Genomic DNA, 19762 nt, shown 5'->3' on the forward strand with positions numbered 1-19762 from the left:
GAACGGGCAGCCGAGGTGCTTAGGTAGCGCGGCGCGGCCGCGAAACCAGGCATCATCGTGCCGCCGCGGCCGCGGCGTGGAAGCGCCGAACCTGGTCGATATCCTTATCATGCGACCCCCGCTTGTCGGTCCTAGTCTTGGAATCGACACCAGCCGGTCGAACCGCGCGAATCGCGGCGGCGACGTTGTCGGGTCCAAGGCCACCGGCGAGGATCACCGGTGTGCGCACCGATCGGACGATTTGGCGGCTGATGCTCCAGTCATGCGTGACACCCAGTGCGCCGATCTGCCGATCCCGAGGATGATAACTGTCGAGCAGAAGGAAATCCGCGATACCGTCGTAGCTACGTGCGATGCGCAGGCTGGGTTCACCGAACACCGGCACGCTGCGCATGATAACCAGGCCAGGCGATCGGTTCTTCAGCTTTGCAGCGTCTGCCGGGCCGAGCAGTTCAGCAGCCGCGCCAAGGTGAACGATGGCCGGGGTGAGGTGGCGCAGCGCGGTTTCGATCTGGCTGAACTCGGCGGTCAGAAACAACGCCACGAATTTCGATGGAGGAATGATATGGCCGGCGATCCGCGCCGCCTCCGCGACCGACAGTTCACGCGGGAACTCTCCATCACCGATCAGCAAGCCGATATGGCTGATGCCGATGGCTGACAGCGCGGCTGCCTGTTCGGGTGTGGAAACCTCGTAAATCTGGGTCAGCATGGGCATTGCCTGATGGCTTGCCGGAGGCACCCAAGCGCGTGTCCGGATCGTCGTCAAGCGTGTCACCAACGCAGCCGTTGGACAGTCGCAAGCGCTGCGCGAGCAATCTTGCGGTTGTGAACAAAGGCCTCGGAACGGCTGCGGCCAAGCGGCGTTTCCGGCCGGAACCGAAGGAATCCTTATGAGTCAGTCAGCCTCCGCCCCCGACAACCCGCTCAAATTCGAGCCGGACATGGAACATTTTGAGGAGAACGAGGCCGATACCGAGATCGGGCTGGAAGATGCGCTGAAGAGCATCCGCGAGACCACGTTTGAGCATTCCGGCCACGCGATGCGCAGCGTGCATGCCAAGTCGCACGGCGTGTTGTTCGGCAGCCTGGCGGTACCCGAAAATCTGCCCGGCGTGCTCGCCCAGGGGCTGTTTTCAAAGGGCGGCAACTATCGGGTTGTGATGCGGCTCTCGACCGTGCCGGGCGACATTCTGAATGACAGCGTGTCCACACCGCGAGGCGTGGCGATCAAGGTGATCGGCGTGGACGGAGCCCGGTTGCCTGGCAGCGAAGCCGACGTGACGCAGGATTTTCTCATGGTTAACGCGCCCGCCTTTAGCGCACCGACCGCGGCGAAATTTCTCGGCAATCTAAAGACCCTGGCCGGCACAACGGACAAATACGAGGCGGTGAAGGAAGTCCTGTCCCGCGTTGCTCGCGGTACTGAAGCCATCCTGGAGGCGTTCGGCGGGAAGAGTTCCACTGTCGTCACCATGGGAGGCCACGCGGCGACCCACATCCTGGGTGAGACATTTTACAGCCAGACGCCGTTTCTGTTTGGCCGCTATATTTGCAAGTTCGCGCTGGTGCCGTCCTCGCCCGGACTGCGGGCGCTGACCAGGCAATCGGTCGACGTGAACGCTCGCCCGGATGCGCTGCGCGAAGCGGTGATCGAGCATTTCGGCCGCGACGGTGGCGAATGGGAGTTGCAGGTTCAGCTCAATACCGACCTGCAAACCATGCCGATCGAGGACGCGTCAGTGCCGTGGCCGGAAGACAAGAGTCCATACGTTACTGTCGCACGGATCTCGGCGCCGGCACAGGATGCCTGGAGTGCCGAGAACGTGGCTGCGGTGGATGACGGTGCGTCATTTGCGCCGTGGCATGGGCTTGCCGCACATCGTCCGCTTGGCGGCGTCAACCGAGCGCGAAAGGATGCCTACGCGAACGCCGCCGAATTTCGCGGCAGCCATAACGGTTGTCCAATAAAAGAGCCCCCAGGCGGCGAGTTCGGCTAGCCGGTCGAAGGGTGCATGAGGACCAAGTCAGGACCGCAAGTAGTGTGCCCGATCCTGGCCGGCGAGTCGCGCAAGTCGACTGCCAACATGGCCGTTGTTAATTCGTTATGATTGGCGGTTGTATCACGGAGGCAACTCTCGCCCCGCCAACGCACGATAGACCGTGTTGCGTGACACCCCAAGACGCCGAGCGGCTTCACTGATGTTGCCGGATGTGGAAACCAGCGTTTCGCGGACATTCCCGCGGATTAACCCCCTCAACCTGGCTGGCGTAGAAGCAGCGGCACCCTGCGTCTCGACCGGCGCCCCATCGAGCACGGCGGCGACATCCTCACCGGTAATCGCGGCGCCGCTCGCCGACAAACTCAGGCGAGTCAGCACGCTCCGCAGTTGGCGGATGTTGCCCGGCCGTCAGCCAGGAGATCCTTGGCGTGGTCGACATCTCCGGCCCGCCCACTACTTATCAGCGCACCAACCTCAGGCGTATCGCGCAGCACACTGTATCGAAAGGCGGCGCGTTGGGGTATGCGACTGTAACTTCGTCACGCCAAGATGCCGAGCGCTCTGAACAGTTGCCTTAAGTCGGCTAATTAGGCGTTGTGCTACTCCGAAAACTATTGTTCCACGGTCGTACCATACGGGATTCGAACCCTTGTTAGCGCCGTGAACGCTAGCCTTGGGCTGGCTTGAGGATGCCGGCAAGCACGTCACGCATCGTTCGCGGGCGGCGGCCGAGCAGCGTTTCCAGCGTGGGGTCAACCGCGGCGAAGTCGCCCCGCCGGGCGCCCCGAAATACCCCGAGCAGCATCTCCACCATCGGCGCGGGCAGGCCGTCGGCCACTTTCGCGTCGCGCCATTCGTCGTCGGATACCATGACCCGCTTGATCTCGCGCCCGGTCAGTTCCGACCCGATGGCGGCAAGATCCGCCATGGTGAACGTCTCAGGCGCGGTCAATGGGGGCGTGATGCCGTCCAGGCGTCCTTCCTCAGCAAGCAGGATCGCGTCAGCCTCCGCCAAGTCAGCGCGCGCGGTCCAGCTCACCGGACCGTCCTCGGGGGCGCGGATTTCGCCGGTATCGAAAGCGCGGCCGACGAGGTGGAACGCACTCTCGGCGTAGAAGCCGTTTCGCAGTGACGTGAACGGCATCCCTGCCTCGGCGAGGAACGCCTCGATCGCGGCGTGATCACTGAAGGGCGATGCGGCGTGCGTGCCCATGTGACTCTCGGGTGGGACCTCCATGTCGGCTTCGGCCTCGCCAACCCGGCGATCTTCGCAGCAATGTATGGCGACCCGCGTCCCGGCGCGACGTCGCCCGCAGCGGCTCGGGCGCTGGCGATGCTGCGGCAGCGGATGCGGTCGCTGGCACTCGCCGGGCGGCTACGCGTCGATGAGCGTCGGGCGGCCGACATGGTGCGCGCTGCCGCCTGCGGCGTGGTTTTCATCCTTCTGGAGCTGCCTGTGGATGAACCCGATGCCGGCCTGTCCGCGGCGACGCGCGAGGCCGTCATTGCTGCGATCATCACCGATGGGCCGGGACCGCAACGGCTGACTCTGGCGTCGGTTTCGACCACGCTGCGGGCGTTGCTGCCGGGCGCGGGTGGATTGACCGAAGGTGAACGGCACCTGCTCGCCGAATGGCTCGATCGGATGGTCCGATCCGCTTTGTGAAACAGTCCCTTCAAGCCCGTCGCGGACCACTGACGAGGTCCGCGGCGCTAGATCGCAAGACTCAGGCGAAGCGCGGGTCCCGCTACCCAGGCGCGGCCAGCAGCAAACGGTTGATCCGCTCCAGCGCCTCGAAGGTCTGCCGCCACGCCTTGGCGAAAACCTCCGGCTTGCTGCCGCGCCCAGCCAGGATGGCGCCGATCTGGCCCACGCTGCGCTCGCCATCGATCAGCGGCAGGATCGCCGAAGCCAGCGGCGGCAACGCGACCGGCAGCCGCAGCCCGTCGAAATTGATCAGCAAGGTGCCGTCCGGCCGGATCCAGCCCGCCATGGTCTCGCCCGAGATCTCGCGACACACTGGCACCGCCGTCTCGGCCAACGGATCCGGGCGCGGCGGCACCGCGTCGTCACGCACGCAATAGACGATGTGCACCGCCATGTTGCCGGCCAGCGCCTCGGCCAGCGCCGCATGCTCGATCGCATCCATCGCCTCCAGCCTGGCGCGCAGCTTGGGGTCGGGCAGCAATGGAGCCGGGTCGTAGCGGATCGGTTCCACCCAACAGATCACCCTCAGCCCGGCCTGGGTCAGTAGCGCGTTGAGCTCGGGCACCGTGAACGCCCGATCCCTTGGGTTCAGCAGCAGATCGTAGAGCCCAGCGTCGCCGCCATTGACGTGATCGTCAAAGTTGCGGTTGATCCGCAGCCACTGCGTCTCCGGCAGATGCCGCATTACCCGCCTGGCCACGTCAAGCCGCTGCTGCGGCGGCTGCTCCGAGGGCGCCAGCCGGCCTAGCGCGTCCTGCATCATGTATACCCCGGTGCGGCCGTGTGGCGCATACACCATCAGCCCCATGCCGCCGTTCGGCGCCAGCACAGACAGCAAGGCCCGCAGCCCCGCCGCCGGATCGGGCAAATGGTGCAGCACCCCGCAGCAATCGATATAATCGAACAGTCCGAGCCCAGATCCCGGCAACTCCAGCAGCGACTGCTGTTCCCAGGCGATGTTGGTCAATCCGCGCGCCTCCGCCCGGCCGCGAGCGATCGCCAGCGCCGCGGCGGACCGATCCAGCCAGGTCACCCGCCCCGCCCGACCCAGCCGCGCCATCTGCTGCGCCAGCATGATCGTGCCGTCGCCGGTGCCGCCACCGGCGAACAGCGCGTTCAGCGCCATCGACGTCGGCCGCGCCGCGCCGAACACCCAGTGATCGACCTCGCGCAGGTGACTCGGGCTGCCGACGATCAGCCGTTTCGCCTCCTCCCGAGGGTCGCGCTTCGGATACGGATAGGCCTCGTACTGCCCGGCGAGGCGAAGATCGGTGGCATCGGTCATCCCGCCCGCATTTAGAGTATCCGGCTCCGCCCGGCTACCTTCGCACCCCGATCCGTGCGGAAAGCCGACGCGGGCCACGCTCTCACCGGCAAGCCTCGGATCAATCCGCCGCGCGCCCGCGACTCCGCCGCCAGTAACATCCCGCCCAAAGCTGAGCCAAACTGCCCCGATGGTTGAATCCAGGACGCGCGGCTACTCCGGCATTGGCGCCGAGGGAATCTCCAAGTCGACCAATATCGGCGCGCTGCTGCGCACCACTCATGTTTTTCCGCGCGTCGTTCTGCTTCACCATCGCCACCGGCTGGGACTCCCGCGCTCCGCGCGCACCACCTACACCGCCCATACCCGGCTGCACGTGCCGACTTGGCGCTACCCGACATTGAACGACCCGTCGCTGCCCGCGGCTGCGCCCGGGTCGAGGTCGAACTGCTGCCCGACGCCGTCGATCTGCCCACCTTCCGTCAATCGTGGCCGCCGCCTACGTGATCGGTCCGGAACGTGCCGATCTGCTGGCGCGGTGCGATCACATGATCCGCATCCCGACCCGATCCGCCGCCAATCTCGCAGTCGCCGGTGCGCTGGTGCTATGTGACCGGCTGCTGCAGCGAGGTCGGTTCGCCGATCGCCCAGTCGGCTTGCGCGGCCCGCTCGATACCCTCGCACCGTCCGGCCACGGCGCGCCTCGCTTCCGCAAGACCAACCCCGACTGGCTGCGCCCCTATTCGCCACAATACGATCCGCCGCAAAACGACCGGGAGCGCCCCCCGATCCGCCGCCCCCTGGCGCGGCGCACAACAACGCGAATAAGCGATGACCGCGCCGCGCTTGGCAGGCGTCCCCGCCGGCCCTATTGCTGCGCCGATGAACACTCGATTCCGCCGCCTGCTGACCGTTGCCCTGCTGCTGGCCATACCGGCCGCCGCCGCCGAGACCAAGAAGACGCCGCCCCCGACCCACAAATCCGCCGCCCTAGCCGGCCCGAAAATGATCGGCCGGTTCGATGACTGGACCGCCGCTACTCACACTGAATCCGGCCAGTCCGTCTGCTACGCCTTCACCCGGGTGCAAAGCTCGGCCCCCGCACTCCCCAGCCGAGGCCCCGTGGTGCTGACCGTGACCGAGCGTCCCGCGGGCCGCGACGCCGTTGCCATCGAGGCCGGTCTGACCTACGCCGCCAACGCCACCGTCACGCTGCAGGTCGATCAGACCGGCCTCGACTTCTACACTTCGGGCCGCAACGCCTTCGCCCGTGACGGCAAGGCCGCGGTCGTCGCCTTCACCAAAGGCAGCCGAGCCATCGCCCGCTCGCCGGCACCCCATGAAGTTACCGATAGCTTCAGCTTGAAAGGCTTCAGCCAGGCCTACGCCGCGATCGTCAAGGCATGTCCGGCGAAATGACCGACCTGTCCGCCGCCGATCGCACCCGTATCCTGGCAAAGTCCGCGCTGTTCGATCCGCCGGCGGCGACCGCGGCCGACGGCCGACGCGACCTCGTCGGCCTCGATCGAGCCGAACTCGCCGCCGAGATCGACGCCATCGGCGAACCATCGTTCCGCGTCAAGCAGTTGTGGCACTGGATCTACCACCAGGGAGTGACCGACTTCGCCGCCATGTCCTCGATCGCCCGGCCCTTGCAGGGTCGCCTCGCGGACCACTTCGTCATCGGTCGACCCCAGGCCGCCATCGTGCAAACCAGTACTGATGAAACCCGCAAATGGTTGTTCCGCTTCCGCGATGGCCAGGAAGCCGAGACCGTCTACATCCCCGACCCGGCCGAGGACCGCGGCGCGGTCTGTGTCTCCAGCCAGGTCGGCTGCACCCTATCCTGCCGCTTCTGCCACACCGGCACCCAGACCCTGGTGCGCAACCTCGGGGCCGCCGAGATCGTCGGTCAATTCATGGCCGCCCGCGATGCCTACGGCGAATGGCCGTCGCCCAAGGGTGAGACCCCGAGGCTGTTGTCGACCATCGTGCTGATGGGCATGGGCGAGCCGCTGTACAACTACGCCAACGTCGCCAAGGCAATGAAGATCGTCATGGACAATGAAGGCATCGGCCTGTCGCGCCGCCGCATCACGCTGTCCACCTCCGGCGTGGTGCCGATGATGGACCGCGTGGGGGCGGAACTCGGCGTCAACCTCGCGGTCTCGCTGCACGCCGTGCGCGACGACCTGCGCGACGAACTGGTGCCGCTGAACCGCAAATACCCGATCGCCGACCTGCTCGCCGCCTGCCGCCGCTACCCCGGCTCCTCAAACGCCAGGCGCATCACCTTCGAGTATATCATGTTACAAGGAATTAACGACTCCGCCGCCGACGCGCGCGAACTGGTGCGCCTGATCGCCGGCATGCCGGCCAAAGTCAACCTGATCCCGTTCAACCCGTGGCCGGGTTCGCACTACCAACCCACCGGCAAGGCCGCGCTCGACCGCTTCGCCGCGATCGTCAACGCCGCCGGCTTCGCCGCCCCGATCCGCACCCCGCGCGGTCAGGACATCCTGGCCGCCTGCGGCCAGTTGCGCACCGACACGAGTATGGGCAGCAAACCACCGCGCGCCGTTTTATCTTGACCGCAGTGCCAATGTTGATCCAGCTCCGGCAGCATTAGCTTAAATTTGGAGCGAAAGCTCCTATATCTTGCCGCTGGTGCTGTAACGGCAGCGGCAAAGGTTAGGAGCGATGGCAACAGAAGCAAGCAATGGCCCCAAGCGTGCCCGTGGTCGGCCCAAGAACTTTGATCGCTCGATTGCCCTGCGTCAGGCGATGAAGCTTTTTTGGGAGCGCGGTTACGAAGGCGCCTCGTTCGACGATCTGATCACCGCCATGGGCATCAGTCCGTCCAGCTTCTACAACTCGTTCGGCAGCAAGGAGCGGTTGTATCAGGAGGCCACGGAGGCGTTCATGGCGCGTTCCAGCGAATGGTTTGCCGGCGAACTCGGGGCCGCCATAGATGCAAAGACAGCCTTCCACCAGCTCCTGAATGCGGCTGCGCGCGAGGCCACCCTCGATGACATGCCTTCGGGCTGCATGATCTCGCTGGCCGGCACGCATGTCTCCCCAGCGCTCATCGCCTTGCGAGACAGAATGGCAGGGTATCGGCGCGCCGGACAGTCGGCGATGGCCGATCGCATTCGCAGAGGCATCAGCGAAGGCGACGTGCCGAAAGATACCAATGTCGAAGCGCTGGCCGCGTTCTACAGCGCGTTGTCGCGCGGCATGGTGGTTCAGGCACGCGATGGGGCGTCCCGCGAGCGTCTTCTGGAGATCGTCGAAGTCGGCATGCGCGCCTGGCCCGCGGTGCCGAGCGGGCACGCGCGAGCCAATCACCAGCGGTCACGGGCGCAATCCCCAGCCACGAGCGCCCGGGTCTCGCCGAAATAGGCACCTCGCCAACCGGGCCTGATGCGCGGACTACTCCCCGCCAAAGCAGCCACTCGGTAATTGTTGCCGCCGCTCCAGTATTTCCCTTGATTGCAGGTCCGTGCCGCTCCACCTGCAATTTATTGGAGCGATCTCTCCAATTTCACCGTGATTAGGAGAGTGCCGCCATGGCAAGGTTCACCGATAAGATCGCTGTCGTAACTGGCGCCTCGAAAGGCATCGGCGCGGGCATCGCGAATCGGCTCGCGGCGGAAGGCGCGTCAGTTGTTGTCAACTACGCGTCGAGCAAGGACGGTGCGGACCGGATCGTCCGTGACATCGTGCAGGCTGGCGGCAAGGCGGTCGCCATCGGCGCCAGCGTGACGAACGAGGATGAAGTGACGCGGCTGTTTGAAGAAGTTCGCAGGGCCTTCGGGCGCGTCGATGTGCTGGTGAATAATGCCGGAATTTATGCTCCGGCACCGATCGAGGGTCTTTCGGTCTCGGAATTCAACCGGCACTTCGACACCAACGTGCTGGGCCTGCTGCTGGTGACGAAGGCCTCGCTCCCGCTATTCCCGGCGAACGGCGGCAGCATCGTCAATATCAGCTCCGTGGTCAGCACGCTCGCGCCGCCAGCCGCCGCGATCTATGTCGGCACGAAGGGCGCGGTCGACTCGATCACCAAGTCCCTGGCGAAAGAACTCGCACCCCGGAAGATACGGGTCAACGGCGTCAATCCTGGATTCGTCATCACTGAAGGGACGCATTCCGCGGGCATGGCTGGCGGTGAGTTCGAGGCTTATGCGGTCGCCAATACGCCGCTCGGACGCCCCGGCCAGCCCGAGGACATCGCGGCGTCGGTCGCGTTCCTTGGCTCCGACGACGCGAGCTGGATTACCGGCGAGTCACTGCTCGTCGCCGGCGGCGCGGGAATGTAGCCGCTTGGGGGCACCCCGCCTCCGAACCATGCAGAAAAGCTAAATTAGAAGCCTCTCAATCCATGAAAGGGCCAGTCACAATGGCCAGCAGATTTACCGACAAAGTTGCCGTCATCACCGGCGGCAGCAGCGGCATCGGGCTTGCGGCCGCCAAGCGGTTCGTCGAGGAAGGCGCCTATGTCTTCATCACCGGCCGGCGTCAGGCGGAGCTCGACCAGGCCAAGGCGGCGATCGGACGGAATGTCTCGACGGTCCAGGGCGACATCGCCGATCTTGGCGACCTCGACCGGTTGTATGACCAGGTTCGCGAGGAGAAGGGAAGGCTCGACATACTCGTAGCCAGCGCTGGCTACGCGGAAGTCGTGCCTCCCATGGCCGTCACGCCCGAGCATTTCGACAAGATGTTCGGCATCAACGCCCGTGGGACGTTCTTTTCTGTCCAAAAAGCAGTGCCGCTGATGCGCGACGGCGGCGCGATCGTGCTCGTCTCGTCCGGCGCGCACATGAAGGGCGAGCCCGGCTACGTGACTTATGCTGCCACCAAGGCGGCCGTCCGATCCTTCGCAAGGAGTTTCGCGGCCGATCTCAAGGGCCGCGGCATCCGCGTGAACAACCTGAGCCCGGGGCTGATCGAGACGCCGATCATCAATGGCCAGTTCGCGACGAAACAAGCAGCCGACGGCTTCCGCGAGATGTTCAAGCAGATCACGCCGCTGGGCCGCATCGGCCGGCCCGAGGAGATGGCGGCTGCCATCCTGTTCCTCGCCTCTGACGACAGCAGCTACAGCACGGGCATCGACCTGGTTGCGGACGGCGGCATCACTCAGCTCTGAGAGGCCATCGCCACCAGGCCGCGACGGTCCCAGCCGATACACCCCAGTGGATGGAAACTTCTATGTACATCAATAAGTCACGCGACACCGCACCGACGGCCGCCGGCCTGGCCGCCAAGCTGACCGCCAACACCATCACCACAGCCGATGGCACCGTCCTGCATTACAAGGACTGAGGCAGCGGCCCGCCTGTCGTCTTCAGCCATGGTTATCCGCTGTCGTCGGACGCCTGGGAAAACCAGATGATGTTCCTGTCCCAGCACGGCTTCCGCGTCATCGCGCATGATCGCCGCGGGTTCGGCCGGTCGAGCCAACCAAGCCAAGGCTATGACTATGATACGTTTGCCGACGACCTGGCCGTGCTGATCGATGCGCTCGATCTGAAAGACACCACACTTGTCGGCCACTCCATGGGCGGCGGAGAAATCGCCCATTATATCGGCCGTCATGGCGAAAAGCGCGCAGCGAAAGCCGCCTTCGTCGCGGCTGTTACACCCTTTCTGCTGAAAACCGAGACGCATGCCGGTGCACCCAAGGAGGTCTTCGACGGCATGCGCGCCGCAGTGCAGGCGGATCGCTCACAATATTATCGGGACACCACGATGCCCTATTACAGCTTCAACCGTACTGGTGCGGATGTCTCGGAAGGTGCGCGCCAAAACTTTTGGCGCCAAGGCATGATGACCGGTATCCTTGCAGCCTATTATGCGATCGGCGCCTTCTCGGAAACGGATTTTCGCGAAGACCTGGCAAAGATCAGTGTGCCGACGCTGGTCGTGCATGGGACAGACGACCAGATTGTGCCGATCGAAATCTCCGGCAATTTGATGGCAGGCATCGTCAAGCAAGCGCAACTCTTGCGTTATGAAGGCGGCTCGCACGGCTTGCCAATTACACAAAAGGATTAGTTGAACGCCGATCTGCTGGCCTTCCTGCAGTCATGAATAGATTTGCTGAGTCGGGTGCCGCTACGTGCGCCGGCGCAGTGGTTCAGACCGGTCCTAGTCTAGGCGCAGCTTTAGTCATCGTTGCTTCAACCGCAATGACCCGTCAGCACGCCGCTCGATCGGCCCGGCGTCCCGCCTGGCCCGGTGATCGGTTTACCGAGCTGCGGCGGACCTAATGGTCCGCGGCGCCATGGCCCCTTTTTGGTGATCGGATCGTCGTTGATGACCGGCTCACCTATCATCTCTTTCAGCCAAATGCGCCGACCTTGGCGGCGACCCGCAGCAGCAGAAGCAAGGTCGGCCCGGTAATGGCGTAGAGCAGGGCAACCTGCCATTTCACCAGCCGCAAATCAGCGCGCACGGCAGCAAACCCCGAGCGGTGTTCCTGCCGCACATCGGCGAACTCGGCTTTGTATTCCTGCCGGACAGCGGCGAACTCAGCTTGGCTCTCTTGCCGCAGGGCAGCGAACTCAGCCTGGCTCTTTTGCCGGACAGCCGCGAACTCAGCCTGGCTCTCTTGCCGCATGGCAGCGAACTCAGCGTGGCTCTCTTGCCGAACAGCGGAGAACCCAGCCTGGTTTTCTTGGCGCATGACGGCGAATTGCGGTTCCAATGTTGCCATCGCCTCGGCCGCTTTGGTGGCCTTGTCCTCGGCCACACCGATGCTGCGCAAGGCGTCATAGATTTCGACAACCATGGTGGCCATTTACGCCGGTCCTGATCCACCTGTTTTAAACAGGATTACCCTAGCGGGTCCATATCGGTTCGGCAATCGCTCCGTCTCGCCCCAACCGGCGCCGCAAATTCGGCCGTGCCGGAACCAGCCAAAGCACCCGACCCGCCGGGTAGCCTGGCGAGCGTACTCACCACCCCAATAGACCGGCGTTGAATCAACCCGCCCTGCGGTCTACCTTGCCATCCATGGCACGCCTCAGCGTCAACCTCAATAAGATCGCCCTGCTGCGGAATTCCCGCCGCTCCGGAGTGCCCGACCTCGCCCGCTTCGGGCTGCTGGCGCTGCACGCCGGCGCGCAAGGCCTGACCGTGCATCCGCGCCCCGACCAGCGCCATATCCGCGCCGACGACGTGCCGATGCTGGCCGACCTGATGCGCCCCTTCCGTCCCGCCAAGGAATTCAACATCGAGGGCTACCCCGACGACCGCTTCATTCAAATCATGCAGGCTTACCGCCCCGAACAGGCAACTTTGGTGCCCGACGCGCCGACCGCGTTCACCTCCGAGGAGGGCTGGAAACTCGATGCCGCCGAGGCCAGGTTCGCAGCCCCGGCGATCGCCAGGATCAAGGCGCTGGGCTGCCGGGTGATCCTGTTCATCGATCCCGACCCCCAGGTGATCGACAGAGTCCGCCAGGCCGGTGCCGACGGCGTGGAAATCTACACCGGCTCCTATGCCGCCGCGTTCCGTGAGCACCGCCACCAGCCGATCCTGGAACACATCGAACAGACCGCCGCGGCAGCCCGTTCGGCCGGGCTGCTGGTCAACGCCGGACACGACTTGAACCTGGCCAACATTCCGCCGCTGATCGCCGCGGTCCCGTTCCTAGCCGAGGCCTCGATCGGCCACGAGCTGACCGCCGACGCCCTACAGGGCGGCTTCGCCACGACCGTCAGCGCCTACGCCAAGGCGCTATCCGCTCAGCCCGGCGGCTGACACCGCGCCGCCTGGCCCTCCAAGCCAAGTGCCGCAGCTTCATATTCCTCGGCCAGCGAAGTCAGCGCATCGATGATCCGCTGATCGGAAACCTTCGACACCATGGCCCGATAGTGCTCGGCCTTGGCTCGCAACCCGGCAGGTGTGGCAGGCGCTGACATGACTCGATCTCCACCCTCGCAGGTGGAACGTCCGACAGACGTCAACGTTCTCGCCAACCATGCCCGACGCTTTGAGTTGATCGCCCACTTGCGGCGATGTAAATGGCTCTCACATCCACAGCCGACGGATGAGGGCGCGATGTCGTATCTGAACACGGCGACCTACCAAGAGCGCGAAAAACAATGGCGAGAACAGGCCGCAGGCCTGCCGCCCGGTCCCGATCGCGACGCCTGCCTGGCGCTTGCCGGCGGCTATGGCAATCTCATTGCCCTGCTCGACAAGCTGATTGCGCCGTCTGATTAAAGAACGCGCATGCCCCGCGCGAATTCCGCGCTTGGGAAAAGCGTCCGAACAGATCCGTGGTGTCCTGGTCATCCTGGTTGGCAGCTAAAGGCGGCTTTGACTTCCCTGACGATAAACCAGATGAAACCGCCCAACCTAATACCCCGGCAGCTCGTTCACGCATTGCACCCGCCAGCCGTCCGCCGACCGTTGCAACCTGGTCAGCGACAAGTTCTGCACCGACAAATGCAGCGCATTGTCCGCTCCAATGCCCAGCGCATGGGCGATCGCGCCTCGGATCGCCCCGCCATGGCTGATGATCACCACCTCGCGCCCGGCGTGGGTCTCGGCTAGCCGCTCCATCGTCGCACCGACCCGGACGATCACCTCGGCCATGCTCTCGCCGCCGGGCGGCTTCTCGTCCCCCGCCAGCGGCCAGAACGCATGCGCCTTCAACTGCAACCTGGCCGGCAGGTCATGGTGCGGCAGCCCCTGCCACTCACCCAGCGACTGCTCGGTCAGCCCGGCTTCGACGCGCAAATCAGCGGCCGGGTAGCCGTGCGCGAAGATCGTCTCGGCGGTACGCCGGGTGCGCGACAACGGCGTCACCAGCCAATCCGCCGAACGAGGCAGCCGTGCGGCCAGTGACCGATACATCGGCGCCTGCTGCAGCAAGGTCGGCTCGCACAGCGGCACGTCCAGCACGCCATACAGCATGGCGCGGGCGTTCTCCGCCACCAGTGCATGGCGGATCAGCCAGAAACCGGTCTCGATCATTCGCCGATGCTGATCAGCGCGCCGCTAACCCGTGCGGCGTGGAACTGCCGAGCAAACAGCAGCGCCGCGGCGCCCAGCCAGACCACGTTCAGCGCAAACGCGGCACCGAGATGATCCCACCGGATCACACCCTGCAGCAGCGCCGCCCGCATCCCCTCGAACACATGCGTCGTCGGCAGCGCGTAGGAAAACGGCCGGATGAACGCCGGCAGCACCGAGACGGGGTAGAACACAGCGGAAAACGGCGCCAGTCCGAACAATATGCCCCACGCCAGCGGCTCAGCGCCGGACCCGTGCCGCAGCACCAGCGAGACCACTGCCAGCGCCACCGCCCAGCCCATGATCATCAGATTCATGAAGAACAGGATCAGGATCGGCCCCATGGCGAACAGGTTGAACGCGTAGAACGCCCAGGCCAGCAGGATCGCCGGTATCACGCCCAGCAGCATGCGCACGATCGACATGCCGATCAGCGCCAATATCATCTCGAACGGGCGCAGCGGGCTGACGAACACGTGGCCCAGGTTGCGCGACCACATCTCCTCCAGGAATGAGATCGACATCCCCATCTGACTGCGCAGCGTCACCTCCCACAGCAGCACCCCGCCCAGCAGCGTGGCCCCGGCCATCACCGCCGAATTGCCCATCCGGGCGCGCAGGAAGCTGGAGGTGAAGCCCCAGATGCACATGTTCAACACCGGCCAGTAGCCAAGCTCCAACATGCGCGGCCAGGATCGGCGATACAGCGCCAGATGACGGTACATCAGGCCCCAGATCCGGCGCAGCATCGGCCTCACCAACTGCCACTCCGGATCGACCTGGCCGCACCCGGATGCACCGCCCGGCCAAGCTCGCCCCTCATGCCGCTACCACCTGGCGGCGATCACGGGCGATATCGAGGAACACGTCCTCCAGGTCGTGGCGGCCATAACGGGTCAGCAACTCGGCGGGACTGCCGCGATCCACCACCCGGCCGTTCTTCAGCATCACCACATCGGTGCAAAGCCGCTCCACCTCGGCCATGTTGTGGCTTGCCAGCAGGATGGTGCAGCCGCTCTCCGCCCGGTATTGCTCCAGCCAACTGCGCACCATGTCGCCGGTATCGGGGTCCAGGCTGGCGGTGGGTTCGTCCAGCAGCAACACCTCGGGCTGGTTGATCAGCGCCTTGGCCAGCGCCACGCGGGTCTTCTGCCCGGCCGACAACTGCCCCGCCGGACGGTCCAGGATGGCGCCAAGGTCCAACTCGCGCGCCAACACCGCGATCCGCTCGTCAACCCTGGGAACGTTGTAGAAATGCCCATAAACCCGCATGTTCTCCTTCACCGTCAGCCGAGCCGGCAGCGCGACGTAGGGCGAGGAGAAATTCATCCGCTCCAGCGCCGCGAAACGGTCCTTGCCGATGTCGTGCCCCAGCACCGTGATGCGCCCCGAACTGGGGATCAACAGACCCAACAGCATGGCAATGGTGGTGGTCTTGCCGGCCCCGTTGCCGCCCAGCAGCCCGATCGTGGCGCCGGTTCGCGCCGCGAAGCTGATGCTGTCCACCGCCAGCACATCGCCGTAGCGCTTGGTCAGATTTTCGACCTGAATCGCGTTCATAGCCATCCGATACGGCGCTTGCGCCATTTCGCCAAGAGAGATTGGCGCGATCGCCCACTCCGGCCTACTCTCATCTGGTGATGATCGAACTTATCGCAGCCCCCGCGACGCTGCCGCCCGGTGAGCGTGTCTATGCCGTCGGCGACATCCACGGCTGCCTCGACCGGCTGGTCGCGCTGCACGAATTGATCGCCGAGGACATCGCCGATCGCCCGGTGGAACATACCACCCTGGTGCATCTGGGCGATTACGTCGATCGCGGCACCGACAGTGCCCAGGTGGTCGACTGGCTGATCAACCGCCCGCCGGTTCCAGCCGACGAATTCGTCAATCTGATGGGCAATCACGAACACATGATGTTGTCCGCCGTGGTCGGCACCGAGCGTGAGGCACCCAGCCAATGGCTGGTCAACGGCGGGGCTGACTCGCTCGCAAGTTGGGGCATTGCCCGCACCGTCCCGGCCGCTGAATGGGCTGCCCGGATTCCCCTGCAGCACCTGATGTTCCTGCGCGACCTGGCAATCAGCCGCCGGATCGGGCCGTACCTGTTCGTCCATGCCGGCATCCGCCCAGGCGTGCCGCTGGACAGCCAGACGCGCCAGGACATGATGTGGATCCGTGAGCCGTTCCTGTCGTCCTCGGCGGATTATGGCGTGGTCGTGGTGCACGGGCATACCCCAAAGCGCGATCCCGTGGTGGCGGCCAATCGCATCGCCATCGATACCGGCGCCGTGCTGGGCGGTGCGCTCACCTGCGTGGTGCTGCAAGAGGACCGATTGGGGTTCCTGACAAGCTAGACCGAGTTCGTGGCCTTGTCGCAATGTCTCGGGCCGGGTCGCTTATACGACATAATGAACAGTTACGCCGCCCGCTTGCGACAAACTCAACCGCCAAACGCTTTAGTGTGCGACGCGATGCGAACAGAGGTTGCACCGGTGTGATGGCCTTGTTAACGGCAGCTTAGATGAATCAGATCACGCCCGGCTCCACGCCGCGCCCGGATGAACCGCAGCCGGACCTCGCCGCGGCGGTTCGCCGTCTCGTGCACACCAATGTCCTGGTCATTGGCGATGTCATGCTCGACCGCTACACCTACGGCGAAGTGACGCGGATCAGCCTGGAAGCGCCGGTGCCGATCCTGGCGATCGACCGCGAGGTCGCGCTCCCCGGCGGCGCCGGCAACGTGGTGCGCAACCTCACCGCGCTGGGCGCAGCGACCGCGTTCATCTCGGTGGTCGGCGATGACCAAGCCGGATCGGATCTCACCGGGCTGATCGGCGGCCAGCCGAACGTTGAGCCCTGGTTGCTGGTCCAGGGCAGCCGCACCACCACCTTAAAAACCCGCCTGATCGCCGCCGGCCAGCAGTTGTTGCGCGCAGATCGCGAACAAACCGACCCGATCCATCCCAAACTGGCCGAACGGCTGGTGCGCATCGCCATCGACGCCATGGCCGCGACCAGCGTCACCGTGCTGTCCGACTACGGCAAGGGCGTGCTCGGCGGCGAGGTGGCGGCAAACCTGGTCCAGGCGGCAAAAAAGACCGCACGCAAGCTGATCGTCGACCCAAGGGGCAGCGATTTCGCCCGCTACGCCGGTGCCGACGTGGTGATGCCAAACCGCCAGGAACTCTCAGCCGCGGCCCGCATGCCGGTGGAATCCGAGGCCCAGGTCGTCGCCGCCGCCGCGCATCTGCGCCAGCAACACAACTTCGGCGCGGTCGTGGTGACGCGTGGAAACGACGGCATGACGCTGGTCGATGACAGCGGATCGCAGCATTTCCCTGCCGAGGCAGCCGACGTGTTCGATACCTCCGGCGCCGGCGACACCGCGCTGGCGATGTTGGGCGCGGCGCTGGCCGCCCAGCTCGAACTGTCGGTGGCGGTGCGGCTGGCAAACCTGGCGGCGGGGATCTCGGTCGGCAAGGTCGGCGCCTCGGTGGTGCGCGAGGGCGATCTGCTCGCTGCGCTGACCCCCCAGCACAGCGCGCTGCGCAAGGTCGTCAGCCGCGAGGAGGCGGTGGAGCAGGCTGAACGCTGGCGCCATCGCGGCTGGCGGGTCGGCTTCACCAATGGCTATTTCGATCTGCTGCACCAGGGTCATATCGCCCTGCTGGAGCAGGCCAGAGCGGCGTGCGACCGGCTGATCGTCGGGTTGAACGCCGATACCGGCGTTCGGCGACAGAAAGGCGCGCCCCATCCGGTGCAGCCAGAGCCGGCCAGGGCTGCGGTGCTGGCAAGTTTCGCCTGTGTCGACCTGGTGTGCCTGTTCGAGGAAGATTCGCCCGAGGCCCTGATCGAGGTGCTGCGGCCCGACGTGCTGATCAAAGGCGCCAACCATGCGATGGAGGACGTCGTCGGCGCCGACCTGGTGCGCGGCTGGGGCGGGCGGGTGCTGCAGATCGATCTGCTGGCGGAGCAAATGCCACAGCCGGTGACCCCGGTGAAAGGCTGACCGGGGGGGGCGCCTGATGCGGTGGACTTCACCGATCCAACACGGCGGTAGCAACAAGGCCGTCACGACGGCATAACGGAACGAACAGCATGACGCGCGTCCTTCTGATCGGTATCAAGCCCGAGGCAGTCGACTTCTCCGATCCTGATTTGCCGCCGGGAACCACGCCGGAGAAGATCGCGGCTGGGATCCACGCGACCCTATCGGATATGAAGGCGCGCGGCTGGGAGGCGGCCTTCTGCTCGATCCTGACCGACGACAGCGCCGAAGCAACGATCGCTGCGTCGCTTGCAGAGCACTGGGACTGCATCGTCATCGGCGGCGGCATCCGCATCCCATCACGCGGCCTGGCGTTATTCGAACGGGTCATCAACGCCGTGCACAGCGGCGCGCCACAGACGCCGATCGCCTTCAACACCGCCCCAAACAACTCCGCCGACGCGGCGGCGAGGTGGCTGAGAATGGGCGCTTAAAGCGCGATCTTCTGATCAGTGCCTACCCAGCCTCCCGTCCCGTTACTCCGCCGATCGCGGCTTTGGGCGACTCTCAAGCCGCGAGGCCAACCTCAGAACCGCGTCGTCAGGTTGGTCAGCCACGCCGGCGAGGCCGTGACCAGCACGGTTTCAACCGAACGGTCGGCACCGGTCAGGATCAGCACCGAAACCAGCAGCGCCGCCCCCCCCCAGCAGCGTCCTGCCGGTCCTGCCGGCGCCGCCCAGCCGCCCCCGCCAGCGGCCGAACGCCTCACGCGACAGCAGCCCGAGCAGCAGCAGCGGCACCGCCGTGCCAAGGCCGAACGCGACCATCACCGCCGCCACGCTGCCCAAGTCCTTTCCCTGCGACGCCAGCACCGAGGCCGCGCCCAAAGTCGGCCCGACACACGGGCTCCAGATCGCGCCCAGCAAAACCCCAAGCACGAACTGCCCGCCCGGGCCGTCGAATGATCGCCCCGCCAGCAGCCGATTGCCGGCGTTGCCGATGCCGCCGGTGGCGAGCGCGAACCGCCGCTGCAAGCCCCCGCTCAGCAGCACCACGCCGATCCCGGCCAGCAGCACGGCGGCGATGTCGCGGAACACGTCGCCGTCCAGGCCGATCGAGAAACCAACGGTTGCCACGAACAACCCGATGCTGACGAACGACAGCACCAGCCCCGCCGCCAGCGCCGGCAATCCCAGGCGGTGACGGGCCAGCGCCGGACCCAGCACCAGCGGCAGCACCGGCAGCACGCAAGGCGACAGCGTCGACAGCACGCCCGCGGTGAAGCCGAACGCAATGCCGCCGAGCGCCATCCGAGCGGTTTAGCCGGCCGCTTTCGCCAACAGCGCCTTGATCGCCTCAGGATCGGTCGCGCCGGTCGAGCGGCCTTCCTCGTGGCTGCCGTTGAACACGATCAACGTGCTCTGCATGTTGGCGCCCATCTCGCGGACCGCGTCCTTCTGTGAATCGAAGTCGATATGATACACCACCAGGTGCTCGAACGCCGGCTCGCTCAGCAGTTGCGACAGGATCGGACGCTGCTTGGCGCAGACCGGGCACCACGGTGCGGTGATCTCGACCAAGATCGGCTTGCCGGCCTGCTGCGAGGCGGAAAACGCCGCCTGGCTGAACGTGACGGCGTCCGCGCCGGCCCAGACAGCCGGCACGCCGGCGACCGAGAGGCCGATTGCCAGGAGCGCGGCAGGCAGCAGTCTGTTAAGGCGCATGACGTTTCTCCGTCGGCAAGTGGGGGTATCGCGACAGCC

The 19762-nt window shown here is 65.4% G+C and carries 23 protein-coding genes and 1 pseudogene; 13 read left to right on the forward strand and 11 right to left on the reverse strand.

The window, feature by feature from the left end; translation table 11 throughout:
- Positions 1-52: 52 nt before the first annotated feature.
- Complete coding sequence (locus tag ACQY4T_RS14415; RefSeq protein WP_428531585.1) at positions 53-712, reverse strand: phosphoribosylanthranilate isomerase; 660 nt, start codon at positions 710-712, stop codon at positions 53-55.
- A gap of 181 nt (positions 713-893) precedes the next feature.
- On the opposite strand from ACQY4T_RS14415, the gene ACQY4T_RS14420 reads away from it, so the two are divergent.
- The gene (locus ACQY4T_RS14420) at positions 894-2000 is read left to right on the forward strand and encodes a catalase family protein (protein ID WP_428531588.1); all 1107 of its coding nucleotides are present in this window, start codon (positions 894-896) and stop codon (positions 1998-2000) included.
- Positions 2001-2123: 123 nt separating this feature from the next.
- Here the strand turns inward: ACQY4T_RS14420 and ACQY4T_RS14425 are convergent, their stop codons facing one another.
- Together ACQY4T_RS14425 and ACQY4T_RS14430 are read right to left on the reverse strand one after the other, a co-directional pair.
- On the reverse strand, positions 2124-2381 hold the full coding sequence (locus ACQY4T_RS14425; RefSeq protein ID WP_428531591.1) for a helix-turn-helix domain-containing protein: 258 nt from the start codon (positions 2379-2381) through the stop codon (positions 2124-2126).
- Positions 2382-2670: 289 nt separating this feature from the next.
- Positions 2671-3216, reverse strand: a complete 546-nt coding sequence (locus ACQY4T_RS14430) for a hypothetical protein (protein ID WP_428531594.1) — start codon at positions 3214-3216, stop codon at positions 2671-2673.
- Here ACQY4T_RS14430 and ACQY4T_RS14435 point away from each other — a divergent pair.
- Positions 3205-3669, forward strand: coding sequence for a WHG domain-containing protein (locus ACQY4T_RS14435; protein ID WP_428531597.1), 465 nt, complete (start codon positions 3205-3207; stop codon positions 3667-3669). The genes ACQY4T_RS14430 and ACQY4T_RS14435 overlap by 12 nt on opposite strands.
- Before the next feature lie 82 nt (positions 3670-3751).
- Here ACQY4T_RS14435 and ACQY4T_RS14440 read toward each other — a convergent pair whose 3' ends face one another.
- The gene (locus tag ACQY4T_RS14440; RefSeq protein ID WP_428531600.1) at positions 3752-4996 is read right to left on the reverse strand and encodes a class I SAM-dependent methyltransferase; all 1245 of its coding nucleotides are present in this window, start codon (positions 4994-4996) and stop codon (positions 3752-3754) included.
- 861 nt (positions 4997-5857) lie between these two features.
- Between ACQY4T_RS14440 and ACQY4T_RS14445 the strand changes: the two genes are divergently transcribed.
- The 6 genes and pseudogenes from ACQY4T_RS14445 to ACQY4T_RS14470 form a co-directional block, all read left to right on the forward strand.
- The gene (locus ACQY4T_RS14445; RefSeq protein WP_428531603.1) at positions 5858-6394 is read left to right on the forward strand and encodes an invasion associated locus B family protein; all 537 of its coding nucleotides are present in this window, start codon (positions 5858-5860) and stop codon (positions 6392-6394) included.
- Positions 6379-7566 (forward strand): 23S rRNA (adenine(2503)-C(2))-methyltransferase RlmN, encoded by a 1188-nt coding sequence (gene rlmN / locus ACQY4T_RS14450; protein WP_428531606.1) that lies wholly within the window; start codon positions 6379-6381, stop codon positions 7564-7566. Before ACQY4T_RS14445 ends, rlmN begins: the two co-directional genes overlap by 16 nt.
- Before the next feature lie 109 nt (positions 7567-7675).
- Positions 7676-8377 carry a TetR/AcrR family transcriptional regulator gene (locus tag ACQY4T_RS14455; protein WP_428531609.1) on the forward strand — a complete coding sequence of 234 codons (702 nt, stop codon included), beginning with the start codon at positions 7676-7678 and terminating at the stop codon, positions 8375-8377.
- Positions 8378-8544: 167 nt separating this feature from the next.
- Complete coding sequence (locus tag ACQY4T_RS14460; RefSeq protein ID WP_428531612.1) at positions 8545-9297, forward strand: SDR family NAD(P)-dependent oxidoreductase; 753 nt, start codon at positions 8545-8547, stop codon at positions 9295-9297.
- 80 nt (positions 9298-9377) lie between these two features.
- Positions 9378-10130 (forward strand): SDR family NAD(P)-dependent oxidoreductase, encoded by a 753-nt coding sequence (locus ACQY4T_RS14465; protein WP_428531615.1) that lies wholly within the window; start codon positions 9378-9380, stop codon positions 10128-10130.
- 197 nt (positions 10131-10327) lie between these two features.
- Positions 10328-11038: pseudogene (locus ACQY4T_RS14470) on the forward strand (alpha/beta fold hydrolase); the annotation flags it as partial.
- A 286-nt stretch (positions 11039-11324) separates the two neighbouring features.
- On the opposite strand, the gene ACQY4T_RS14475 reads toward ACQY4T_RS14470, so the two are convergent.
- Entirely contained in the window at positions 11325-11783 is a 459-nt protein-coding gene (locus tag ACQY4T_RS14475) for a hypothetical protein (protein ID WP_428531618.1), read from the reverse strand.
- Positions 11784-11998: 215 nt separating this feature from the next.
- Between ACQY4T_RS14475 and ACQY4T_RS14480 the strand changes: the two genes are divergently transcribed.
- A complete protein-coding gene (locus ACQY4T_RS14480; RefSeq protein ID WP_428531621.1) occupies positions 11999-12748 on the forward strand; it encodes a pyridoxine 5'-phosphate synthase in 750 nt (249 codons plus the stop codon).
- Here ACQY4T_RS14480 and ACQY4T_RS14485 read toward each other — a convergent pair.
- Positions 12733-12909, reverse strand: a complete 177-nt coding sequence (locus ACQY4T_RS14485) for a hypothetical protein (protein ID WP_428531624.1) — start codon at positions 12907-12909, stop codon at positions 12733-12735. The genes ACQY4T_RS14480 and ACQY4T_RS14485 overlap by 16 nt on opposite strands.
- Positions 12910-13048: 139 nt before the next feature.
- Between ACQY4T_RS14485 and ACQY4T_RS14490 the strand changes: the two genes are divergently transcribed.
- Entirely contained in the window at positions 13049-13213 is a 165-nt protein-coding gene (locus ACQY4T_RS14490) for a hypothetical protein (RefSeq protein ID WP_428531627.1), read from the forward strand.
- A gap of 135 nt (positions 13214-13348) precedes the next feature.
- Here ACQY4T_RS14490 and ACQY4T_RS14495 read toward each other — a convergent pair whose 3' ends face one another.
- The 3 genes from ACQY4T_RS14495 to ACQY4T_RS14505 form a co-directional block, all read right to left on the reverse strand.
- Positions 13349-13969 carry a histidine phosphatase family protein gene (locus ACQY4T_RS14495; RefSeq protein WP_428531630.1) on the reverse strand — a complete coding sequence of 207 codons (621 nt, stop codon included), beginning with the start codon at positions 13967-13969 and terminating at the stop codon, positions 13349-13351.
- Positions 13966-14757 carry an ABC transporter permease gene (locus ACQY4T_RS14500; protein WP_428542885.1) on the reverse strand — a complete coding sequence of 264 codons (792 nt, stop codon included), beginning with the start codon at positions 14755-14757 and terminating at the stop codon, positions 13966-13968. The genes ACQY4T_RS14495 and ACQY4T_RS14500 overlap by 4 nt, the downstream gene beginning before the upstream one ends.
- 70 nt (positions 14758-14827) lie before the next feature.
- The gene (locus tag ACQY4T_RS14505) at positions 14828-15568 is read right to left on the reverse strand and encodes an ABC transporter ATP-binding protein (protein WP_428531633.1); all 741 of its coding nucleotides are present in this window, start codon (positions 15566-15568) and stop codon (positions 14828-14830) included.
- A gap of 80 nt (positions 15569-15648) precedes the next feature.
- On the opposite strand from ACQY4T_RS14505, the gene ACQY4T_RS14510 reads away from it, so the two are divergent.
- The 3 genes from ACQY4T_RS14510 (at position 15649) to ACQY4T_RS14520 (ending at position 18493) form a co-directional block, all read left to right on the forward strand.
- Complete coding sequence (locus ACQY4T_RS14510) at positions 15649-16365, forward strand: metallophosphoesterase family protein (RefSeq protein WP_428531637.1); 717 nt, start codon at positions 15649-15651, stop codon at positions 16363-16365.
- Positions 16366-16532: 167 nt separating this feature from the next.
- The gene (locus ACQY4T_RS14515; RefSeq protein ID WP_428531640.1) at positions 16533-18020 is read left to right on the forward strand and encodes a PfkB family carbohydrate kinase; all 1488 of its coding nucleotides are present in this window, start codon (positions 16533-16535) and stop codon (positions 18018-18020) included.
- An 89-nt stretch (positions 18021-18109) separates the two neighbouring features.
- Positions 18110-18493, forward strand: coding sequence for a hypothetical protein (locus tag ACQY4T_RS14520; RefSeq protein ID WP_428531643.1), 384 nt, complete (start codon positions 18110-18112; stop codon positions 18491-18493).
- Positions 18494-18643: 150 nt separating this feature from the next.
- Here the strand turns inward: ACQY4T_RS14520 and ACQY4T_RS14525 are convergent, their stop codons facing one another.
- Positions 18644-19309: a cytochrome c biogenesis CcdA family protein gene (locus tag ACQY4T_RS14525; RefSeq protein WP_428531646.1), complete on the reverse strand. Its 666-nt coding sequence runs from the start codon at positions 19307-19309 to the stop codon at positions 18644-18646.
- Between the two features lie 9 nt (positions 19310-19318).
- Positions 19319-19723, reverse strand: coding sequence for a thioredoxin domain-containing protein (locus tag ACQY4T_RS14530; protein ID WP_428531649.1), 405 nt, complete (start codon positions 19721-19723; stop codon positions 19319-19321).
- Positions 19724-19762 lie beyond the last annotated feature (39 nt).

Origin of the sequence: Rhodopila sp., from assembly GCF_965277825.1 — a bacterium.
GTDB lineage: Bacteria > Pseudomonadota > Alphaproteobacteria > Acetobacterales > Acetobacteraceae > Rhodopila.